The sequence below is a fragment of the Wolinella succinogenes DSM 1740 genome, assembly GCF_000196135.1.
GTDB classification, from domain to species: domain Bacteria; phylum Campylobacterota; class Campylobacteria; order Campylobacterales; family Helicobacteraceae; genus Wolinella; species Wolinella succinogenes.
This window is the reverse complement of sequence record NC_005090.1, coordinates 1,720,147-1,739,344: the sequence shown is the minus strand read 5'-3', so window position 1 is coordinate 1,739,344 and position 19,198 is coordinate 1,720,147. Positions and strand designations below refer to the sequence as shown.

Genomic DNA, 19,198 nt, shown 5'->3' with positions numbered 1-19,198 from the left:
TTCTCCCCTCTTGGGATTTCGATTCCAAGGGGGATTCTTCCCTATTGATTTTTTCTCATAACTCATATAGAATTCTCAATGATGAAAGAATATAGATTCTTATCAAATCGCGAGAAGGAGGGAGTATGATAAATTTATCGGTTAAAGCAAAACTTTATCTCTTTGCTTTGGTATTGGTTTCTATTTTTGTTTTTTTGGGCTGGTCGTTTTACCAAGCCGCTAACACTGCCAAGGGGGTGGCTCAGCGATTTGAACTTTTGGGTCACACCAACACCGATTTAGAGCGCGCCATGAGCGGAATCCGAGGCTATCAGCTCCTTTTTCGCGATGATTTTAAGAAGATGTATGAAGAGAGTCTTGATGAATCGTTGGCTCGACTAGAGAAAGTTAGAATGATGCTTGTGACTCAAGGGTCAAGGGATCAGCAGAGAGCCATTGTGGAGAAGATTCAGAAGTGGCGCGAGCTTAATCGTCCTAGATGGGAGATTATGATCAAGCATCAAAAAGCCATCAATCAAGAGGATTTTGCTCAAACTCCCGAGGGAAAAACTCTACAGAGAATCACGGCTGAGAGTGCTGTTCTCTTCAATGAGCTCACACAAGATATGGACAAGTGGAGCAAGGGGCAGATGGAGCGAAGTTTTGGGCGTCTGGATCAAGCAGCACTTCAAACCCTTGGAATCATTGCCGCAAGTTCCATTTTCGCCTGTCTGCTTCTGCTTTTTATCACTCGCAACATTCTCTGCTCCCTAGGAGTGATCACTGAGGGGCTCACCTCCTTTTTTGCCTTTTTGAGAAACGAAAAGAGCGATGTTGAAGCTATTAAGCTTAACTCCAAGGATGAATTTGGGGAGATGGCTAGCATGATCAATGGCGGAGTGGAGCGTATCAAGGAGGGGCTTATCCAAGATGCTAAGGCACTCAAAGAATCGCTTGAAGTGGCCAATGGGGTGAAGCGAGGATATTTTGACCTTCAGATTTCCGCCATACCCAACAATCCTCAGCTTGTTGAGCTAAGAGGGGTGCTCAATGGTATGCTTCGCGGACTTTATGCTCAAATCACGACTATTTTAGAGGTGCTCCAAACCTTCTCCAAAAATGACTTCACCAAGCGAATCGAATCAGGGGCGATTGAAGGACAGCTTCTTTTGCTTACCCGAGGGGTGAACTACCTAGGGGAGACGATCAGTCAAATGTTGCACCACTCATTGCAGAGCGGAGAATCCCTCCAAAGCGAGAGCCAAAGCCTTAAACATTCGATGCAGGAGCTAAGCCAAGGCTCCAGCGAGCAGGCCGCTAGTCTAGAAGAGAGTGCCGCAGCGATTGAAGAGCTGACTAGCTCCATGCAACAGATGAGTATGCGATCAGGAGAGGTGGTCGCACAGACCGAAGAGATTAAAAATGTGATCGGAATCATCCGCGATATTGCGGACCAGACCAATCTCTTGGCTCTTAATGCTGCGATTGAAGCCGCTAGGGCAGGGGAGCATGGAAGGGGTTTTGCTGTAGTGGCCGATGAGGTGAGAAAGCTTGCGGAGCGCACCCAAAAGAGCCTCGGAGAGATTGATGCTAACACCAATGTTCTAGTGCAGTCCATCAATGAGATGAGCGAGAGCGTCAAAGAACAGGCACAGGGAATCTCCCAAATCAACGAGGCGATTGCTCAACTCGATAGTGTGACGCAACAAAACGCTGCTATCGCTGAGCAGACCGATTCGATTGCTCAAGGGGTGGCGCAGAGAGCGGATTCTTTGGTTGAAGAGGCAAAGAAGAGTCGATTCTAAAAGGGCCCCAAGAAGAGGGAGGGAGACTCCTCTTGGGGCTGGGAGAGGGCTAGAAATCCCAAAAGGAATCGAGCTCCTCGTTGGTGAAATCCCACACGACATTATGGGGAGGGAGGCTTTCGTATTTCATGAATTCAGGCAGGCGATCATCTGAGGGGGTGAGACCTGCTTTGAGGTTGAAGGCGCGCTCGGTCTTTAGGATTTTCATTCCTAGATTGGTGACATCATCTCCTGTGAGGGAGGTGCCAAAGCGCGCGTTGATCATATCCACTAGCGCGGTTAGTGATTTTGGGTCATCGAGCAAAGGGAAGGCGACAAAGATACACATACCTGTGCTATCCACCGCGGCGGTGGCGATTTGGAGGTTACGAGAGAGGATGATTTGACCCTCTTTTTTGAGTGGATCGACATAACCACCGCTATTAAGGATGTTGGTCGCGACCGCATAGCCAGCGGTGTGGTCAGCACCCATTGTGGAGGTGGCGTAGGTGACCCCTTGTCCTTTGACAGCGCGGGGCTCATAGGCGGGCATCCCTTGTCCTTTGACGGTCGGAACGCGCACTAAGCCATAGAGCTTCCCGACAAGATGGGTTCCGCCCCCTAAGATTCTGCCCAAAGGAGTTCCTTTGGCAATATCGTTTTTGATGAGGTCATAAATCTTCTCTCCATCGCCATAATTGACGATTCCCGCATCCACGGCGATGCCTAGGGTGACCCCTGTTTCAATCGAATCGACCCCAAGATCATCCATGAGTGCATCGATTTTGGCGATTTGGTCTAAGTCTTGGATTCCTGCATTGGAGCCAAACGCCCAAATAGTCTCATACTCAAAGCCTGAAGTGAGGTAGTTTCCATCCGCATCGTTATAGATTTGGGAACACTGAATCACGCATCCTGCGTGGCATCCATGCGTGGTCTTTCCGCCGCGAGCCTTGATATTTTCTGCCATTGTCTCACCGCAGATATTCTCGGCAAATTCCCATCGACCCTCTCTGAAGTTTCGCGTGGGAAGCCCCCCTGCTTCATTAAGAATATTGACAAGGACATTGGTTCCAAAGGCGGGTAGGCCTTGGCCGCTGATGGGATTCTCTTGGAGGGTTTTGGTGAAAATTTTGCTCGCCTCTTTGAATTTTTCAGGATTGGCGAGAGTGATCTCATTGTAGCTCTCAGCATCCACGGTGATGCATTTGACCTTCTTAGAGCCCATCACTGCACCCATGCCGCCTCGACCGTGGCTTCGTAGCTTGCCTCCGGGATCTTTGACGGAGATGTTGGCGAGATTCATGCGCATCTCTCCGGGAGTCCCGATGCTCATCACCGCCACTTTTTTGTGATATTTCTCAAGCATATAATCGAGCACTTCGTAGTTGTTTTTGCCTACAAGTTCGGGTACAGGGAAGAATTCGACCTTCTCTTTTGTGATGTGCAGATGGTAAAAAGGTGCCCCTTCTTTAGGCATTCCTTCGATGATGAGCGCTTTGACGCCTAGTTTGGCCATGATCGCTGCGCTGGTTCCACCGACATTGGATTCTTTGATTCCGCCTGTAAGCGGGCTTTTGGCTCCACAGGAGTTCCTGCCACTGTTAGCAGCGCTTGTGCCTGAGAGCATACCCGGAGCAAAGACGAGTTTGTTGTTGGGTCCTAGAGGATGACACTCAGGGTCAACTTCGGCTGCAACAATGGTTGAAGTAAGACCTCGACCGCCAAGCCCCATCCACTCAGCGGGTGCCTCTTCTATAGAAAAATCCATAGTCGTCATATTGACGCGGTAGATTTTGTCTAACATGATGTTCTCCTTATCAGTTTTTAGTAACACACTAGCTATAGTATAGCAAGTTCATAGCACGAAAATAGCAGAGGTGATAACTTATCATCAAGCTATTTTCACGCTATGAAAATGGCGTATCATTTGAGCGTTGGAGTCACAAGGAGGGCGAGCGGTCGCCTTTGATTCCTGCTCAAGTTGGCCAAAGGCCACAAAAACTGCAGGGGGATTAGCCCATGTCGAAAGTTCATAAGTTTGTTATCACCAATCCAGAGCTTTGTGTCGCCTGTAACGCCTGCATGAAGGCGTGTATCAAACAGGCCTATAAACGGGGGAAATTGGCCAAGAGTCGTTTGGATGTTCTCTCGCTAGAGAGTGGCAAGATGCCCAATCAGTGTCGCCAATGCGATGATGCACCCTGCGCAAATGTCTGCCCCACAGGTGCTTTGCGAATCTCCAATCAAACCGTCGAGCTTTGTGAAGAGATCTGTATTGGCTGTAAGCTCTGCACCATCGCCTGTCCTTATGGAGCGGTTGTGATTGAGGCGGAGGTTCCTCCCTCCATCGTGGGGGAATTTGAGAGGAATCTAGAGGCGGGATGCGTGAGTGGTCTTAAAAGTATTGCCATCAAGTGCGATCTCTGTCATGGCGCCCAAGAGGGGCCAGCGTGTATTGATTCTTGTCCTAAAGGGGCGCTTTTGATGGTGGATCCCATCTTGATGGAGTGCAAGTTTGGCAAAAAACTCAAAGCCGATATGACTCCCTTTTTGAAAAAAATCGCCCCTGAAGTGGAGTTTTTGAATATTCCCGCTCCTGTGCTCAAAAAGCCCAAGGAGCCAAGCCCCGATTCACCTGAGACTCCGCAATCTAACCAAGGAGAAGCCTAATGGAAACGATCTACACTCTCTTTCTGCTCGCCTCTCTCCTCTCTATCGCGCTCTATAAGAAGCCTCTTTGGGCGCATAGATTGGGATTTGCACTCGCGAGTCTATTTTCACTTTATGCGGCGATCTTCTTCTTTTCTCATCTAGGGGAGACGCTGGTGTGGAAACTCCCTGGAAGCTTCATCAGTGCGCCCACTTTTAGGCTTGATTCCTTGGGGATGCTCTTTAGCTTCTTAATCTCGGTGGTGGCGTTTGCGGTCTCGCTCTTTAGCCTTGATTATGCTCGATTCTATGAAAAAAAGGCGAATCTAGCAGCCTTTGCCTCTCTTATGAATGCCTTCATCCTCTCCATGCTGCTTGTGGTGGCGAGTGATGGGGTCTTCTCTTTCATGTTGCTTTGGGAGGTGATGACGCTCATCTCAGCCCTCTTGATTCTAATCAATGATGGCGAAGGTGCCTCCAAAAAGGCGATGATCTATCTAGGAATCGCCCAACTAGGAGCTTTCTGCCTAATGGTCGCCCTTTTGGTAATGGCAAGTTTGGCGGGTAGCTTTGAATTTAGCGAGTTTGGACGGCTGGATATTAGCGAGGGGGCGAGTATCGCACTCTTTTTGCTGCTATTGGTGGGGCTTGGGTCAAAGGCGGGGATGTTTCCCTTTCATGTTTGGCTTCCTTTGGCTTATGGTCAATGCCCTTCAAATGCCTCAGCGCTTATGAGTGGGGTGATGATCAAGGTGGCGCTTTTTGCCTTCATCAAGTTTTCACTCCTGCTCCCGCTCTCGAGCACTTTTGGATATATCCTCCTCCTTTTTGGGGGACTTAGCGTTCTTTTTGGGGTGCTTTATGCGGTGGTTGCCAATGATTATAAGGCTGCAATCGCCTATAGCTCTTGCGAGAATGTGGGCATTATCTTTTTGGGACTAGGAGCGGCTTTTTATGGAATAGGGGAGAATCTTCCTGTTGTAGCGCTGCTTGGTTTTGTCGCGGCGCTCTTTCATATCCTCAACCATGCGCTCTTTAAATCGCTCCTTTTCATGCTAAGCGGCAATCTCTACACAGCCACAGGCTCCAAAGAGATGGATTCTTTGGGGGGGATTCACAAAAAGATGCCTTTCACCTCTATCCTCTTTCTTGTGGCGGTGCTCGCCATTGGCGCACTTCCTCCGCTCAATGGCTTTGCTAGTGAGTGGGTCACCTATCAGGCGATGCTTCAAGGAGGCGTAGAGGAGGGGATTGCTCCTCGTCTCTTCTTTACCTTTGGCATCATTGCATTGGCTGTGGGTGGAGCCTTGGCGATCATGGCTTTTTCCAAAGCTTATGGGGCACTCTTTTTGGGACTCCCAAGGGATGAGGCAATCTATGAGGGAATCCAAGAGGTCTCTAGTATCAGATTGTGGCCTTTGGCCTTTTTGGCGAGTCTCTGTGTGGGACTTGGAATCTTTATGGGCGAGGTGGTCTCTCTGCTCTCAACGATGGTGGCGAGCTATATTCCTACGGCCAATGCCGAGGATGCAAGCACCCTCTCCATGCCTTTGGTGGTGTTAGTGATGCTTTTGTGTGCGGTGGTGCCTTTTGTCTTGCTCTACATCACCAAGGCCAATCACGCCCCCATTCGAGTCACCGAGCCTTGGGCGTGCGGATTTATCTATAACAAAAACATGCAGATTGGCTCCAATGCCTTCACGGGCGATATTCGCCGTGCACTTCGATTCTTGTTGAGGTATGAGAGTGAGAGCAAAATGGAGGGCTACTTCTCTAGGGTGACCTATAAGAAAAAAGCTCGCGATCTCTTCTGGGATCGACTCTATGAGCCTGTGATTAGCTGGGTGATGGAGGCGGCTGATAAGATTGGAATTTTCCAAAACGGTCGAACGAATCTCTATGCGGGTTATATTTTGGTCTATCTTTGCCTAGTGCTGATTTTTGGTTATTACCATCTGTGAGGACACCATGAGCTTCTTTTATCTACTTTTACAACTGATAGCGGCTTTGATGGTCGCTCCGCTTTTTGATGGGATGGCGAGAAAGCTAAGGGCGAGATTCCAATCCCGCGTGGGGCCAAGCATCTTTCAAACCTATCGAGACCTCTTCAAGCTTCTTAAGCGAGGAAGAACCAAGTCTCATAGCACGAGTTTCATCTACACGCTCTCGCCCTATCTGCTTTTTGTGAGTGCGGCGGCGATGTTCTGTCTATTGCCTATCACCTATGGCGTCGATTCTCCTTTGGCGGGAATCTCTGATATTTTTGTGCTGCTCTACCTCAGTGCGCTCTTTCGATTTGTCTTTATCATTGCGGGCTTTGACACTGCCAACCCCTTTGCGGGCGTGGGTTCAAGCCGAGAGGCGACCATCGGATTTTATAGTGAGGCGGTGATCATCATCTCTTTGGTGGTGGTGATGCTAGGGGCGGGGAACTCCAATCTTCCTGTGATTGTTGAGGCGGTGAGAGCGGGAGAGTATGGCTATTTGATTCCCTCTTACGCCATCGCTTCGACTGCTTTTCTTTGGGTGATGTATGTCGAAACGGCACGCAAACCCTACGACCTAGCCGAGGCGGAGCAGGAGCTCCAAGAGGGGGTATTGGGCGAGTATTGCGGTAAAGACCTTGCCATCATTGATATGGCGCTGATGCTCAAGCAGTTTTCGATGCTCGGATTTTTTTTGATTGTGTTTGAGCCTTGGGGGATGGGGCACTCTATCTTGTCGCTTCTGCTCTTCTTAGTGGAGGTTGGGGTGCTCTATGTCTTGGCGGTGTTTATCGATAACTTTGGACCTCGATTCACCATGAACAAAGGGGTGAGAATCACGATGCTCTTTCCCTTTAGTATTGCCTGCCTTGCGCTAATGCTTTATGTGATTGGGGTGTGATATGGAACTTTTGATTGATCTAGTGACGGTTTTGATGATGGGAACCTCTTTGGCGGTCTTTGCCTTTAGGCAGTATCGCTGGAGTATTGCGGCGTATGCGCTTCAGACGCTTCTTTTGGTGAGCGTCTTTTTGATGCTGCATTTCAAATACGATGCGCATGAGCTTCTCATCTGGTCTTTCACGGCCTTTGTAATGAAGGTGGTTTTTGTCCCCCTCTTTTTGTGGAAGTTGGCGGATAAGCTTGGGGTGGTCTATGAGCATGAGCCTGTGGGGGGATTCTTTATCTCGCCTGTGGTGGCGCTTAGTTTTTCACTGGCGGTGGCGATGATGTTCTATAAGGTCTTTGTCCACTTCTCTATCTTCCAAGACCCCTTGCCGCTCTTTGCTGCTTCGTTCATTTTTATGATGGGGATTTTTGGCTTTGTTTTGAGAAACTCCTTTTTGAAGCAGATTCTCTCCTATTGCCTGTTTGAGAATGGAATCCATCTAAGTCTTGCCCTTATGGCCTACAACTCTCATGAGCTGGTCGAGGTGGGTATTTTGACGGATGCTATTTTTGCGGTGATTATCATGGGAGTTTTGGCGAAGCGATTCTACAGCGCTTATGAGAGCCTTGACACTTCCAAAGCGATAAATTTAAGGGGATAAAATGGAGACTCTTTCGTTGATTCTTATCGTGCCGCTTCTTTGTGGCGCGCTCATGTTTGTCATGCCTGTTTGGTTCAAATTTTTATCCAAACTCCATATCCTCCTAAGCTTGGTGGTTTCATCGATTCTCCTTCTAGCGGTGGGAGAAGTGGTGCGCGGGAATGAGTTGAGTGCCTTTGATCATTTTCTCTTTCTTGATTCTCTAGGGGCAATCTTTCTATCGCTCATCGCCATTACGGGATTGTTGGTCAATGTTTATGCGACCACCTACTTGAAGTGGGAGCTGGAGGAGGGGCATATTACTCCCAAAGAGGCGAAAAACTACTTTGCGCTTAGCTTTATCTTCACATGGACGATGAGCCTCAGCGTCATCTGTAACAACATCGCCTTCATGTGGGCGGCGATTGAAGCCACAACTTTGGCATCGGTCTTCCTTGTGGCGGTCAAGAAGGACAAGAAGTCCACGGAGAGCGGATATAAATACATCGTCTTGTGCAGTATCGGGCTTGCTTTTGCGCTCTATGCGACCATCTTGCTCTATGCCGCTGCGCATGACCATATTCAAGGCGAGGCGATGCTCTACACCAATCTTTTGGCGGGGGCTAAAGAGGTCGATTCGATGGCGCTCAAGCTGGTCTTTATCTTCGCGCTCATCGGTTTTGGTACCAAGGCGGGGCTAGCCCCCACGCATACATGGCTACCCGATGTTCACGCCGAGGGGCCTGCGCCCACCTCAGCTCTGCTCTCAGGAGTCCTTTTGAAGTGCGCCATGCTGGGATTAATTCGATTCTATGCGATTGTGGCCAATGGAATTGGCTTTGACTTTGTCGAATCGGTGATGCTTATAAGCGGCACTTTGACCCTCTTTGTCTCGGCCTTTTTCTTGATTCGCCAGCACAATGTGAAGCGAATGTTCGCCTATCACTCTATCGCCCATATGGGTGTGATCGCCTTTGGGCTTGGCGTGGGCGGAGCCATCGGGCTTTTTGCGGCACTCTTTCACTGTGTGGCGCACTCTTTCACTAAGGCGCTCGCCTTCTGCTCCACAGGTAACATCGCCAGGGTTTATGGAACCAAAGATATGACCAAAATGGGGGGCATGATTCGCATCGCCCCGCTAACGACTATCCTTTTTGGAATCGCCATCTGTTCGCTAGTCGGGGTTCCCGGATTTGCGATCTTTGTGAGTGAGTTTTTGATCTTCAAAGCGGCGGCTTTAAAAGAGGCTTATTTCTTGATGGCGATCTTTGCTGTGGCGCTTGCCATCATCTTTATCGCGGACTTCTCTCACTTTTTCCTCGCCACTTTTGGCAAGGTCGAGGGGGAGGTGGTGCATGGGAGTGAAATGAAGCTAGGGGAGAATCTCCCTTTGATTCTGCTCGCCTTTTTGGTTGTCGCCTTTGGGGTTTGGCAGTTTGATTCCTTGACTTTTCTCCTTGATGAGAGCGTCAAGTCGATAATAAAACAATAGGACTTTTGCATGAAATGTGATAGCTTGATTGAGGCGCTAAGCCAAAGGGTGAAAGTCTTAGAGGTCACCCGACAATACGAAGACCAAGTGACAGCGCTCGTGGAGCTCAATGATCTCCCTGAGGCAGTCTCCTTTTTATACTATGGAAAAGGCGGATACCTCTCCACGATGGTGGCCAATGATGAGCGCGAGATCAATAAACACTACGCCCTCTACTACGCGCTCTCCATGGAGGGGGGTAAGATGTTTGAGGGGGATGAGCTTGCCCAAGAGGAGAAGTGCTTCATCACGATTAAAGCACTCATTCCTGCCGATAATCCGACCTACCCCTCTGTCACCCCTTTGGTACCAGCGTGTGTCTGGTATGAGAGAGAGGCGTATGATATGTTTGGATTGGTGGCGGAGGGATTGCCTGATAAGCGGCGTCTAGCCCTCAGTGATGATTGGCCTAATGATCTTTTCCCGCTTCGCAAAGATGCGATGGATTACCGCTATCGTCCTGATATGAGAGAGCACTATATGGAGCCAGAGTTTGAATTCTTGCGCCCTGAGGGCTCGGGAATCATCGATGTCCCCTTGGGGCCTCTCCATATCACTGCAGATGAACCGGGGCATTTCAGGCTCTTTTGTGATGGAGATACGATCATTGATGCGGATTATCGACTCTTTTACCAGCACAGAGGGATGGAGAAGCTCGCCGAGAATCGCATGAACTACGATCAGATGGGCTATCTAGCAGAGAGGGTGTGCGGAATCTGCGGCTACGCGCACGCCATCGCCTGCATCGAAGCGGCGGAAAAGGCGATTAATCTCCAGATTCCCTTGCGGGCTCAGGCGATTCGCATCGTCTGTCTGGAGATTGAGAGGCTTCACAGCCACCTCCTCAATATAGGCCTAGCGTGCGAGGTGACGGGCAACTACAACGCCTTCATGCATATTTTCCGAATCCGTGAATACTCCATGAAGCTAGCCGAGCTGGTCACGGGTGGACGAAAGACCTATGGAAATGTCGTGATGGGTGGACTCAGACGCGACATGACGGGAACTGAGATCAAAGAGAGCCTAAAAATTCTTCAGATCATCGAGACCCAAGTGGAAGAGGTGTGGGATGCGGTGATGGACGATAAGCGCCAGATTAGCCGCTGGAAAGGCGTGGGGATTTTGGATAAGCAGGTGGCGAGAGACTTCTCCCCTGTGGGGCCCAATATCCGCGGATGCGGAATCAAGCGAGACACTCGCTATGACCACCCCTATGACTTTTTTAATCAGATTGAGTTTGAGGTGGCGACCGCCCAGGGAGGCGATGTCTTTGCTCGCGAGATGGTGCGCTATATGGAGCTTAAAAGCTCTGTCTCTATCATTCGCCAGTGTTTTGAGCTGATGCCTCAGACTCCGATCATGATCGACCCCACCTTCCATGTTCAGCCTGAGAATTTTGCTTTGGCCTATGTTGAAGCGCCAAGAGGAGATAATGTCCATTGGATCATGCAAGGAAGCGCCCAAAAGGTCTATCGTTGGAGATGTCGAGCCGCCACTTATAACAACTGGCCAAGCTTGCGATTCCAGTTCCGCGGCAACACAATTGCCGATGCGGCGCTTATCGTCTGCAGTCTTGATCCATGCTACTCTTGTACAGAGCGTGTGACGGTGGTGGATGTGAGAAGTAAAAAGAGCAAGATTTTGACCCGATTGGATTTGGAAGATTTCTCCAAAACCCTCAAAGGAAATCCGTTAAAGGATCTAAAATGATGAAGCTTCTTGATATCAGCGAAAAGTATGGGAAGATCACCCATCAATACCCCTTTGCGCCCTATAAGGTCGCCGACCACTTTCGCGGGAAACCGGCCTATGTTTTTGACCTCTGTATCGGCTGTGCGGCGTGCGGAGTGGCCTGCCCTTCCAATGCCATCACAGTCGAGCTCAACCAAGAGCAAAACAAGCTCATTTGGGAGTTTGACTGCGGGCGATGTATCTTTTGTGGGCGATGTGATGAGGTCTGCCCCACAGGAGCGATTAGGCTGAGCGAAGAGTTTGAGTTGGCGGTCAAGTTTGACAAGTCGGCTCTGATTCAGCGAGGGGAGCTTGATGTCCACCAATGCACCCAATGCCAAAAGCCTTTCACCGCCAAAAGACTCGTCAAATACACTCTAGATCGCCTCAGCAAGGCTAATATAGGAGAAGAGAGGCTCAAAGAGGCGGAGAACTATGCCAAGATATGCCCTGAGTGCAAAAAAAATGCCGCGGTGCTTCATTTCACACGCGGGGATGAGGAGGTGATCTCATGAAAATCTATGATATGCCCGAAGAGATAAAAGTCGCCAATGAGATAGAGCAGAAGCTGGAGCTCCTCAAACATATTGGGCGGAGCTTCAGCGTCTATCGAATCGACTGCGGGAGTTGCAATGGCTGTGAGATCGAGATTTTTGCTGCGATCACGCCCTTGTGGGATCCAGAGCGCTTTGGATTTAAGCTCGTGGCCAATCCACGCCATGCGGATATTCTGCTCTGCACAGGGCCTGTGACGAGGCAGATGTATTATCCGCTTTTGCGTGCCTATGAGGCTGCTCCAGACCCCAAGCTTGTGGTGGCTTTAGGTGCTTGTGGCTCCACGGGAGGAATCTTTTATGATGCCTATAGCGTCTTGAGTGGGATCGACAAAATCATCCCCGTGGATGTCTATATCCCTGGATGTCCGCCTCATCCTGCGAGTATCATCTATGGGCTCACGACGGCTCTTGGTGTGATGGAGCAGAAGCTGCAGCGGGTGAGCTTTGAACATGATAGCGAGATGCCCCCTTTGGTGGGCGATTCGCTTTTGGGGAACACCCTTTTTGAGCGAGACCTATTGGTGTACGCCAAGCGCCTCATGAGCTATGTGTTTGGGCGGACGCTCTATGATAAATACCTCGCCGCCCTCGCGCAAAGCCCTGAGGTCAAAAATCCCAAAGCCGCCAAAGCCGCTCTTGTGCTAGCCATGAAAGAGGAGAGTGACCCGCGCTATGCAGAGTGCATGGGAATCTTGCATAATGAGGTCTATTCGGCGTATGTTCCTTGCGAGGAGGAGGAGAAGATCGCACTCAATCAAATCTCGTGGGGAGAGGGCAAGTGGTAGAGGTCTATCGGCTCACCAAGCGCCACCTTGATGGCGCTAAGTCAGAATCAGCCCTTCTCAATCAGATCAAAATCTTCTCCACTTGCGTGGGGCACGGAGTGGGGACCATTGACTTTAGTGAGAAGGTTTTGGAGATTCCCCCTGCGGAGTTTGAAGCAATACTCCAAAATGGCGGGGAGTATCTGCGCTTTAAGCTAGGGAATCTGAGCCGATATTTTGAGGTCGAGGTCTTTCCAGAGCACGCTGCTAAGCTACTGCCTGAGATGATGGAGTGCCCCTTTAAAAAGGTGTTAGAAGAGCTAAGAGAGGGCTATTTGGTGCTGAGAAAAGATTTTAAACATGCTTAAAAGAGGGGAAAAATAGTGAAAAAGGTGCTTCTTTGCGTGGGGAATGAGCTAAGAGGAGATGATGGCGTGGCGATCGCTTTGGGGCGGCTTGTCGAGGAGCAGATGCCAGAGTGGAGCGTCTTTTTTGGATATGACACGCCAGAGAGCGAGTTTGGGAAGCTACGCGAACTAGCACCTGATGTGATTGTGGTGGCGGATGCAATGAGTGGATTTAAAGAGGGGGAGATAGAATTTTTAGACTTGAGCGATGAGCGCACCTACCTCTACTCCACCCACAATCTTCCTACGCCGATTCTCATCAGCTACCTGAGGGGAATCTGCTCTAAGACGATCTTCCTAGGGATTTCGGTGCTGCTTGAAAATGTCTTGCACTTCAGTGAAGGATTGAGCCAAGGAGCGAGCGATTCGGCTTTTGTGGCGCTGGGGAGAATCAAAGAGCTTGATGGGATGCTAAAGGGGTAGGGCTGTACAAACCCAAAGAGCTTCAATCGTAAACAAATCTGCACCTAGACGATATTGAATGGCCAAATAGATGAAGTTGTGAACTGCAAAATACCTTTAAACATCGAACGCAAAGCAATTAATCAATTTACACGGGAAGATGGCGGTATTATATTGAATTTCGCAAGATAGGTTTGCCCAGAAAAGAACCTAATCGTATTAAGGCAGGGAGCACGATGCAAGATATTGTCAGAAAGACGATAGATAATCTAAACAGAAATCACATGGCTGGATATTACACCCAATCCATTCAGCAGCTACATGAATTACTTTATCGACTGATGCCAGAAGGACAGACTGTAGGATGCGGCGATTCTGTCACATTAGAGCAGAGTGGTGTATACGAATATGTGAGAAATCATTCTTATAATTTTTTGGACAAGTATAGGACGGGTTTAAATCGCGAAGAAAAGCGGGAGATTTATCTTCAAAACTTTCGAGCAGATACATTTTTAACAGGAATCAATGCTGTGACGATTGATGGAAAGCTATTTAATATTGATGGAAACGGTAGTCGTGTTGCGCCCATTATCTATGGACCAAAGCAGGTAATCGCTGTTGTTGGAACAAATAAAATCGTAAAATCAGTCGATGATGCAATTTGGCGTACCCGCCAGATTGCTGCACCATTGGACGCGAGGCGATTAGCAAAGGAGACCCCCTGCGTGAAGCTTGCTAAATGTATTGACTGTCACCACTCTCAGCGAATTTGCAATGACTTTGTGTTAATAACAGGTCAATTTGAGAAGGGACGAATCAAGGTTATATTTATAGAGGGGGACTATGGGTATTGATTTAAGCAAGCCCACCACAACTTTTGTCGTTTACAGACAAAGAATATGAGGTTCAATAGAGACACTCACTCGATTCTGATCGAGGAGTCGATAGATGAGCGACTTTTCTAGGGCTTTTTGGCAGAGCGATTGGAGTTTGAGAGGATCGGATTCGGTGTAGAGGTAGAGCTTACCTGTGATAGCACTGATCTCTGCCTCCTCCTCATATCCGATCACCCCTAGGAGCTCTAGGGGGTTTTGGAGTGTGCAGGTGAGCTGAGCCTCCATCTCCCCTAAGGATAGCTTGGCTTTTTTGGCCTCTTTTTGAAGGGTGAGGAGGTAGCTGCTCGCTAGAGCGGTGATGAAGAGCTCTAGGCTAGAGGGGAGGGGTGCCTTAGAATCAAAGGAGACCACCTCTTTGAGCGTGAGACTTTGGTTGCGCGTGTAGAGTTTGACCTCGTTTTTCGCGGAGAGGAAAAGACGAAAGAGCGATTTGTGTTGACTTTGCTCGGCTAGGGGCTGGCTAAGCATGAGCACCCCTTAGCTCTAGAGCGGCTTGGTGGAGGGCGGTGAGCTTGGATTCGATGATCATCTGCACATTTACGGGGCGATTAGAAAAGGTCGCAAATCCGCAATCGGGGTTGAGCCAGATTTTCTCTTTGGGCAGGTAGCGTAACGCTTCTTTCACCCTGGAGACGATCTCTTCGACCCGCTCCACTTCGGGTGTCCTTGGGTTGAGCACGCCTAACCCTAAGATGATCTTTTCGCTTAGAGTGCTGTTTTTGAATAGGGAGGCGATTTCGCCCGCACGAGGAGTCGAAAACTCCAGATGCAACACACTCGCCCCTGAGGCTTCAAAAACAGGGATCAAAGGCGTATAAGGACCGCTCAGCAAGGTTGCTTCATCGCTACTCCAGTTGCCCCTGCAGACATGGAGAGCTGAGCGAACCCCTCTTTGATTGATATGCGAAATCACCTCTTGGATGAGCTGGGTTGCAAACTCTAGCTCCTCGGTGGGGTCTTTTCGCTCAGAGAGCGCGGCGCACATGAAGCTTCTTGGTTTGCCTTGCGTAAAGACCACCTCTGTGAGCACGGGCTCATCGAGCTGGATCATATAGACGCCTTGTGAGGCGAGCGCATCGATCTCCTGTTTGAGCATGGTTACGACATCGTGCCCCAGCTCCTCTTTGCTCGCGTAGTGTTTGCCTGAGAGCGCAGGGAGCCACATAGAGCGAGTCAGCAGATAGGGGCCTGGGAGTGTCATTTTGAGAGGCTTTTGAGTCAAGCTCTGCAAGAGCGAAAGCTCATCAAGGACGAGATTTTGATCGTGGCGGACTTTGTCGGTGCAGATGGCGTTTTTGATACTGAAGCCCGGAACATCCAGCTTGGTCAATATCTCTTCAAACGCCTCCTTATCTTCGATAAAATCAAGCATCTCGACCATCGACATGAGCGTCACCCCTGATAGCTTGCTCGCCACAAAAGAGCAGTAGTTATCCCTAGAGAGCTCTCCGCTTGTGAGGATGTCCACCCCGCACTCCTCTTGGATTTTGACGACTTTAGCGCTCTGATTCTTGATCAGTTCTCTAAAGCGTTCATCCTCTTGGTGTCGGTGGAGATATTTTAAAATCTCGCTCTCTCTAGGCCAGCTCCCAATCAGGCTGATGGGAAAAAGGGGTAAGGAGGGTTGCATAGGGGGATCTTTAGGCAAAGAAGCGGAGTCTTTCGACCGCCTCTTTGAGCTGCTCAAAGCCAGAAGTGCGCCCTTGCACCCATGCTTTTAGCCCTTCCATATCCATCATCTCTTTGTGTTTGGGATTGTTGTAGTCCATCCTGAAGAGCACCTCTTCCCAAGCTTTGAGGCGATCTGGTGCAAATCCCTCTCTCACCGTGAAGATGCAGTGGTCAAAAAGAGGGGTCTCGTCGATGAGGAGAATCTGCTTCTCATCGATCGTGCCATCCTTCACCCACGCCTCATAGTTTAGATCTAAGCAGACTGAAGCCTCTACACTTCCTGATTTGAGAGCTTCAAGAGCGTCTCTCTCGCCGCCTACATGGTCGCCATGGAGTCCATAGCCGATATTGAAGATCACCTCTTCATAGTCCTTGCTAGCCACCAAACCTTTGCGGGCGAGGTGGTTGATCGGGATGAGTCGAGCCTGAGGAGAATCGATCGCTCCAAAGGCGATCTTTTTTCCTTGGAGCTCTTGAAGATTTTTGATTCCTGATTTGGCTTGGACTAGAAAAAGACTCTTTCGATTTTGGTCGGTGTCTCGCATCGCACTTTTGAGGCATCGATGGTGAGAGCGAATATCCGCATCCACCCATGCTAGGGGCGAATTCCATGCGATATCGATCTCGCCTTTGAGGAGGGCATCGACTTGGGCTTGATAATCTTTGAAAAATAGAGGCTCCACCTCTAGGGCGTTTTCTTTGAAAAAGTCTGCGATGATTCCCCAGATGACAGTGACTTTAGGGTCGTAGATGACCGCGCCGATAGTGATAGCGTTTTGACTCATGAATTTGGCCTTTAGGTTTGATTCTATTTAAGGGATAGGTTGGCCACTCAACGCTTTGCCAAGCCAAACTTTCAGCACATCCACGCTTGGAGCCATGATCTGCCCTGCGAAGGAATCTCGAAGCAATCTCTCTAGGGGGGTTTGCTTATTGTAGCTTTTACCTCCACCGATTCTCATTGCGGTCGTGGCGTTTTCGATCACGCTTTCAGAGGCGAAGATTCTTGCGGCAATGATTTTGGCGGCGGCGTCTGGCTCTTGGTGGTCGTAGCTTCTTGCCGCTTCAGCGGTCATGGCTCTAGCGGAGGAGCTTTTGGTGTAGAGATTGGAGAGGTGAATCTGCACGGTTTCGATATGGGCGAGGGAGGAATCTTCGGCGTATTTTCGTGTCGTGGCGTGCTGGATAGCCTCTTGGAATATCTGCGTGCCAAGTCCGCTATAGACTGAGGCGAGTCCCGCAAGGAAGAAAGGGGCGACCGTGGCGAAGACCTGAGTTGCTCCAGAACCCTCTTCCCCGATTTTGTAGAGGTTTTCCAAGAAGAGATCTTTCATCTCCATAGGGCAAGAGACATTGGCTCTCATGCCAAGACCATTCCATTTAGAGAGTGCAAAGCTAAGCCCTTGATTCTCTAGGGGGACAACCCAATTGTTGATATTCTCAGGGTCTTTGGCGGGGGAGAGCACGAGATAGTAGGAGGCGTAGCCTGCGGAGGTGACCATGCTCTTGATTCCATTCAAGACCACACCTGAATCGCTATATTGAGCCGTGATTTCGGGCTTGTAGAAGTGAGTGCCTGTGCCGATTTCACTATAGGCAAGCGCGAGCATTTTTTGATTCTCGACCACTTCGGTAAAGATTTTTCGCTTGAGCGCTTCATCTCCATGCTGATTGATGCAATTGAGGGCTACATTGTGCATCATATAGCAGAGTGCGACTGTGGCAGACCCCTCGGCAAAGGCCATGCAGACCTGTGTGTGTTCGCTAAGGCCTTTGCCCTCGCCGCCATACTCTTTGGGCACTAGAAGGGAGAAGTACCCCTCTTTGGCAATTTGATCAAAAATATCTTCAGGGAAAATCGCCTCTTGGTCGATTCTCTCCGCCTTGGGGCTGATCTCTTTGAGGGAGAACTGCTTGGCTTTATCATAGAAGTGCATGAAGGCTCCGTAGTTTTTGGTTGGGGTTGCGCAACGACCGCTGCCTCTCCACGGGGTGGATTCGCTCTCAAAGAGATAGGTAAAACTTTCACCTACTTGAGCGATTTGGTCTAGTATATCAAATTAAAATTAAAACTTGAGGAAGGAGCAAGGAGGAGGCGAAAGCCTCTGTTTTTAGGTGGTTTGGAAGATAAGAGTGGTGGAGTCGTGGGGAATCGAACCCCAGTCCGAAAGCCAAACCCACCCCAGTCTCTACATGCTTAGATGGGGTTGAAAGCTCTTTCCATCGCTTTGCTCAAGCCCCCAAGGCGGAAGTGATGGGCAATCCTAATCTTTTCCCTCGCTTCGGATGAGACGAGAGAGCGGCTAACAAAGTTACGCCAAATCCCCACTAGTTAGCATTGTGAGGCTTGACGGCTCCGAAGAGTTAGACTTACGCAGCTTTGGCGTAAGCGGGAGCGTAGTTTGCGTTGTTTGCGTTTATTGATTGCGGGTAGTTTTACGGCGTGCCCATGCCGACATGCAACCGAGGCTATTTAGCTCCCGTCGAAATCCAAGTCGACCCCAGAATCGTGCGGGAAACGCGCCTTTGGGCTTTAAGAGTTGATCGACTCTTTGATGCTTTTGGCGAGGGCGCAGATTGTAGTCATTTTCTGGGTGTTTGTCAAGCGCTCATCTAGCAGGACTTTCACCAGTGCACTTCCGACAATGACACCATCCACCTCTTTGGATTTCTCCTTGGCGTTGTGCTCATTCACGCCAAATCCAAGATAGAGGGGGATCTCAGGGTTGATGGCGCGAATCTCCTCAATAAGAGGCGAGAGAGGCTCTTCTCTGCCGCTACCCGTGATTCCAGCGTAAGCGACAAGATAGATGAATTTTCTCGCCATGGGAGCAATGGTGGCGATTCTAGAGGTGCCTAGAGTGGGAGCGATGAAGCGGATAAGGGCGAGATTGTTTTGGAGGCATTGCTCCTCAAAGGGCGCACTCTCTTCAAAGGGGACATCGGGAATGATGAGCCCACTAACTCCTAGGCTTTTGGCCTTTTGGCAGGTCTGCTCAAACCCCACCTTATGAAAAGGGTTGAGATAGCCCATCCAAAGGGTGTCAATGCTTGGGGATATCTTCTCGGTGATCTCATAGAGGTCTTGGAGGCTAAAGCCCTTTTGCAGGGCTAAAAGATTGGCGTGCTCGATAATCGGGCCATCGGCCACAGGGTCAGAAAAGGGAACTCCAAGCTCCAAAGAATCGACTCCGCTAGCACTTAGGGCAAGCGCAAGGTCGATGGTGAACTCCTTATCGGGGAGGGCGGCGGTGATGTAGGCGACGAGCTTCTTCATAGATAAAACTCCAAAGGACTCCAAAGCAAACCT

18 protein-coding genes and 1 other RNA gene are annotated in these 19,198 nt (G+C 49.7%); 12 read left to right on the top strand and 7 right to left on the bottom strand.

All coding sequences use genetic code 11. The annotated features are described in order from the left end of the window. Nucleotides 1-125: 125 nt before the first annotated feature. Nucleotides 126-1,784 (top strand): methyl-accepting chemotaxis protein, encoded by a 1,659-nt coding sequence (locus WS_RS08675; RefSeq protein WP_011139642.1) that lies wholly within the window; start codon nucleotides 126-128, stop codon nucleotides 1,782-1,784. A 49-nt stretch (nucleotides 1,785-1,833) separates the two neighbouring features. Here WS_RS08675 and WS_RS08670 read toward each other — a convergent pair whose 3' ends face one another. Further along, entirely contained in the window at nucleotides 1,834-3,570 is a 1,737-nt protein-coding gene (locus tag WS_RS08670) for an aldehyde ferredoxin oxidoreductase family protein (RefSeq protein WP_011139641.1), read from the bottom strand. A 215-nt stretch (nucleotides 3,571-3,785) separates the two neighbouring features. Between WS_RS08670 and WS_RS08665 the strand changes: the two genes are divergently transcribed. The 11 genes from WS_RS08665 to WS_RS08615 all read left to right on the top strand — a co-directional run bounded on the left by WS_RS08665 (nucleotide 3,786) and on the right by WS_RS08615 (nucleotide 14,175). After that, complete coding sequence (locus WS_RS08665) at nucleotides 3,786-4,436, top strand: 4Fe-4S dicluster domain-containing protein (protein ID WP_011139640.1); 651 nt, start codon at nucleotides 3,786-3,788, stop codon at nucleotides 4,434-4,436. Next, on the top strand, nucleotides 4,436-6,376 hold the full coding sequence (locus WS_RS08660; RefSeq protein ID WP_011139639.1) for a proton-conducting transporter transmembrane domain-containing protein: 1,941 nt from the start codon (nucleotides 4,436-4,438) through the stop codon (nucleotides 6,374-6,376). The genes WS_RS08665 and WS_RS08660 overlap by 1 nt, the downstream gene beginning before the upstream one ends. A 7-nt stretch (nucleotides 6,377-6,383) precedes the next feature. Continuing rightward, nucleotides 6,384-7,301, top strand: a complete 918-nt coding sequence (locus WS_RS08655) for a respiratory chain complex I subunit 1 family protein (protein WP_011139638.1) — start codon at nucleotides 6,384-6,386, stop codon at nucleotides 7,299-7,301. A 1-nt stretch (nucleotide 7,302) separates the two neighbouring features. Then, a complete protein-coding gene (hyfE, locus tag WS_RS08650; protein ID WP_011139637.1) occupies nucleotides 7,303-7,950 on the top strand; it encodes a hydrogenase 4 membrane subunit in 648 nt (215 codons plus the stop codon). Between the two features lies 1 nt (nucleotide 7,951). After that, nucleotides 7,952-9,421, top strand: coding sequence for a hydrogenase 4 subunit F (locus tag WS_RS08645; protein ID WP_011139636.1), 1,470 nt, complete (start codon nucleotides 7,952-7,954; stop codon nucleotides 9,419-9,421). A 9-nt stretch (nucleotides 9,422-9,430) separates the two neighbouring features. After that, nucleotides 9,431-11,170, top strand: a complete 1,740-nt coding sequence (locus tag WS_RS08640) for a hydrogenase large subunit (RefSeq protein ID WP_011139635.1) — start codon at nucleotides 9,431-9,433, stop codon at nucleotides 11,168-11,170. Beyond that, the gene (locus tag WS_RS08635; protein WP_011139634.1) at nucleotides 11,167-11,706 is read left to right on the top strand and encodes a formate hydrogenlyase complex iron-sulfur subunit; all 540 of its coding nucleotides are present in this window, start codon (nucleotides 11,167-11,169) and stop codon (nucleotides 11,704-11,706) included. The genes WS_RS08640 and WS_RS08635 overlap by 4 nt, the downstream gene beginning before the upstream one ends. Beyond that, nucleotides 11,703-12,533 carry an NADH-quinone oxidoreductase subunit B family protein gene (locus WS_RS08630; protein ID WP_011139633.1) on the top strand — a complete coding sequence of 277 codons (831 nt, stop codon included), beginning with the start codon at nucleotides 11,703-11,705 and terminating at the stop codon, nucleotides 12,531-12,533. The genes WS_RS08635 and WS_RS08630 overlap by 4 nt, the downstream gene beginning before the upstream one ends. Further along, nucleotides 12,527-12,880, top strand: a complete 354-nt coding sequence (locus WS_RS08625; protein ID WP_011139632.1) for a formate hydrogenlyase maturation HycH family protein — start codon at nucleotides 12,527-12,529, stop codon at nucleotides 12,878-12,880. The genes WS_RS08630 and WS_RS08625 overlap by 7 nt, the downstream gene beginning before the upstream one ends. Nucleotides 12,881-12,895: 15 nt before the next feature. After that, on the top strand, nucleotides 12,896-13,342 hold the full coding sequence (locus WS_RS08620; RefSeq protein WP_011139631.1) for a hydrogenase 3 maturation endopeptidase HyCI: 447 nt from the start codon (nucleotides 12,896-12,898) through the stop codon (nucleotides 13,340-13,342). A 215-nt stretch (nucleotides 13,343-13,557) separates the two neighbouring features. Further along, nucleotides 13,558-14,175, top strand: coding sequence for a lactate utilization protein (locus WS_RS08615; protein ID WP_011139630.1), 618 nt, complete (start codon nucleotides 13,558-13,560; stop codon nucleotides 14,173-14,175). A gap of 30 nt (nucleotides 14,176-14,205) precedes the next feature. On the opposite strand, the gene WS_RS08610 is transcribed toward WS_RS08615, so the two are convergent. From WS_RS08610 to trpA, 6 genes are all read right to left on the bottom strand, one after another. Then, nucleotides 14,206-14,685 carry an OsmC family protein gene (locus WS_RS08610; protein ID WP_041571892.1) on the bottom strand — a complete coding sequence of 160 codons (480 nt, stop codon included), beginning with the start codon at nucleotides 14,683-14,685 and terminating at the stop codon, nucleotides 14,206-14,208. Then, on the bottom strand, nucleotides 14,678-15,847 hold the full coding sequence (locus WS_RS08605; protein WP_011139628.1) for a cobalamin-independent methionine synthase II family protein: 1,170 nt from the start codon (nucleotides 15,845-15,847) through the stop codon (nucleotides 14,678-14,680). Before WS_RS08605 ends, WS_RS08610 begins: the two co-directional genes overlap by 8 nt. Nucleotides 15,848-15,857: 10 nt before the next feature. Further along, complete coding sequence (locus WS_RS08600) at nucleotides 15,858-16,673, bottom strand: phosphate/phosphite/phosphonate ABC transporter substrate-binding protein (protein ID WP_011139627.1); 816 nt, start codon at nucleotides 16,671-16,673, stop codon at nucleotides 15,858-15,860. 27 nt (nucleotides 16,674-16,700) lie between these two features. Next, nucleotides 16,701-17,825: an acyl-CoA dehydrogenase family protein gene (locus tag WS_RS08595; protein WP_011139626.1), complete on the bottom strand. Its 1,125-nt coding sequence runs from the start codon at nucleotides 17,823-17,825 to the stop codon at nucleotides 16,701-16,703. Between the two features lie 197 nt (nucleotides 17,826-18,022). Continuing rightward, nucleotides 18,023-18,391, bottom strand: a transfer-messenger RNA (tmRNA) gene (ssrA, locus tag WS_RS10880). Nucleotides 18,392-18,421: 30 nt separating this feature from the next. After that, nucleotides 18,422-19,165 (bottom strand): tryptophan synthase subunit alpha, encoded by a 744-nt coding sequence (gene trpA / locus WS_RS08590; protein ID WP_041571891.1) that lies wholly within the window; start codon nucleotides 19,163-19,165, stop codon nucleotides 18,422-18,424. Between the last annotated feature and the right edge of the window lie 33 nt (nucleotides 19,166-19,198).

Bases quoted from the DNA above. Each gene is read 5' to 3' on its own strand.
- trpA (WP_041571891.1), bottom strand. From the start codon at position 19,165: ATGAAGAAGCTCGTCGCCTACATCACCGCCGCCCTCCCCGATAAGGAG.
- WS_RS08670 (WP_011139641.1), bottom strand. From the start codon at position 3,570: ATGTTAGACAAAATCTACCGCGTCAATATGACGACTATGGATTTTTCT.
- hyfE (WP_011139637.1), top strand. From the start codon at position 7,303: ATGGAACTTTTGATTGATCTAGTGACGGTTTTGATGATGGGAACCTCT.
- WS_RS08640 (WP_011139635.1), top strand. From the start codon at position 9,431: ATGAAATGTGATAGCTTGATTGAGGCGCTAAGCCAAAGGGTGAAAGTC.
- WS_RS08595 (WP_011139626.1), bottom strand. From the start codon at position 17,825: ATGCACTTCTATGATAAAGCCAAGCAGTTCTCCCTCAAAGAGATCAGC.
- WS_RS08665 (WP_011139640.1), top strand. From the start codon at position 3,786: ATGTCGAAAGTTCATAAGTTTGTTATCACCAATCCAGAGCTTTGTGTC.
- WS_RS08675 (WP_011139642.1), top strand. From the start codon at position 126: ATGATAAATTTATCGGTTAAAGCAAAACTTTATCTCTTTGCTTTGGTA.
- WS_RS08660 (WP_011139639.1), top strand. From the start codon at position 4,436: ATGGAAACGATCTACACTCTCTTTCTGCTCGCCTCTCTCCTCTCTATC.
- WS_RS08600 (WP_011139627.1), bottom strand. From the start codon at position 16,673: ATGAGTCAAAACGCTATCACTATCGGCGCGGTCATCTACGACCCTAAA.
- WS_RS08605 (WP_011139628.1), bottom strand. From the start codon at position 15,847: ATGCAACCCTCCTTACCCCTTTTTCCCATCAGCCTGATTGGGAGCTGG.
- WS_RS08610 (WP_041571892.1), bottom strand. From the start codon at position 14,685: ATGCTTAGCCAGCCCCTAGCCGAGCAAAGTCAACACAAATCGCTCTTT.
- WS_RS08615 (WP_011139630.1), top strand. From the start codon at position 13,558: ATGCAAGATATTGTCAGAAAGACGATAGATAATCTAAACAGAAATCAC.
- WS_RS08655 (WP_011139638.1), top strand. From the start codon at position 6,384: ATGAGCTTCTTTTATCTACTTTTACAACTGATAGCGGCTTTGATGGTC.
- WS_RS08635 (WP_011139634.1), top strand. From the start codon at position 11,167: ATGATGAAGCTTCTTGATATCAGCGAAAAGTATGGGAAGATCACCCAT.
- WS_RS08630 (WP_011139633.1), top strand. From the start codon at position 11,703: ATGAAAATCTATGATATGCCCGAAGAGATAAAAGTCGCCAATGAGATA.
- WS_RS08645 (WP_011139636.1), top strand. From the start codon at position 7,952: ATGGAGACTCTTTCGTTGATTCTTATCGTGCCGCTTCTTTGTGGCGCG.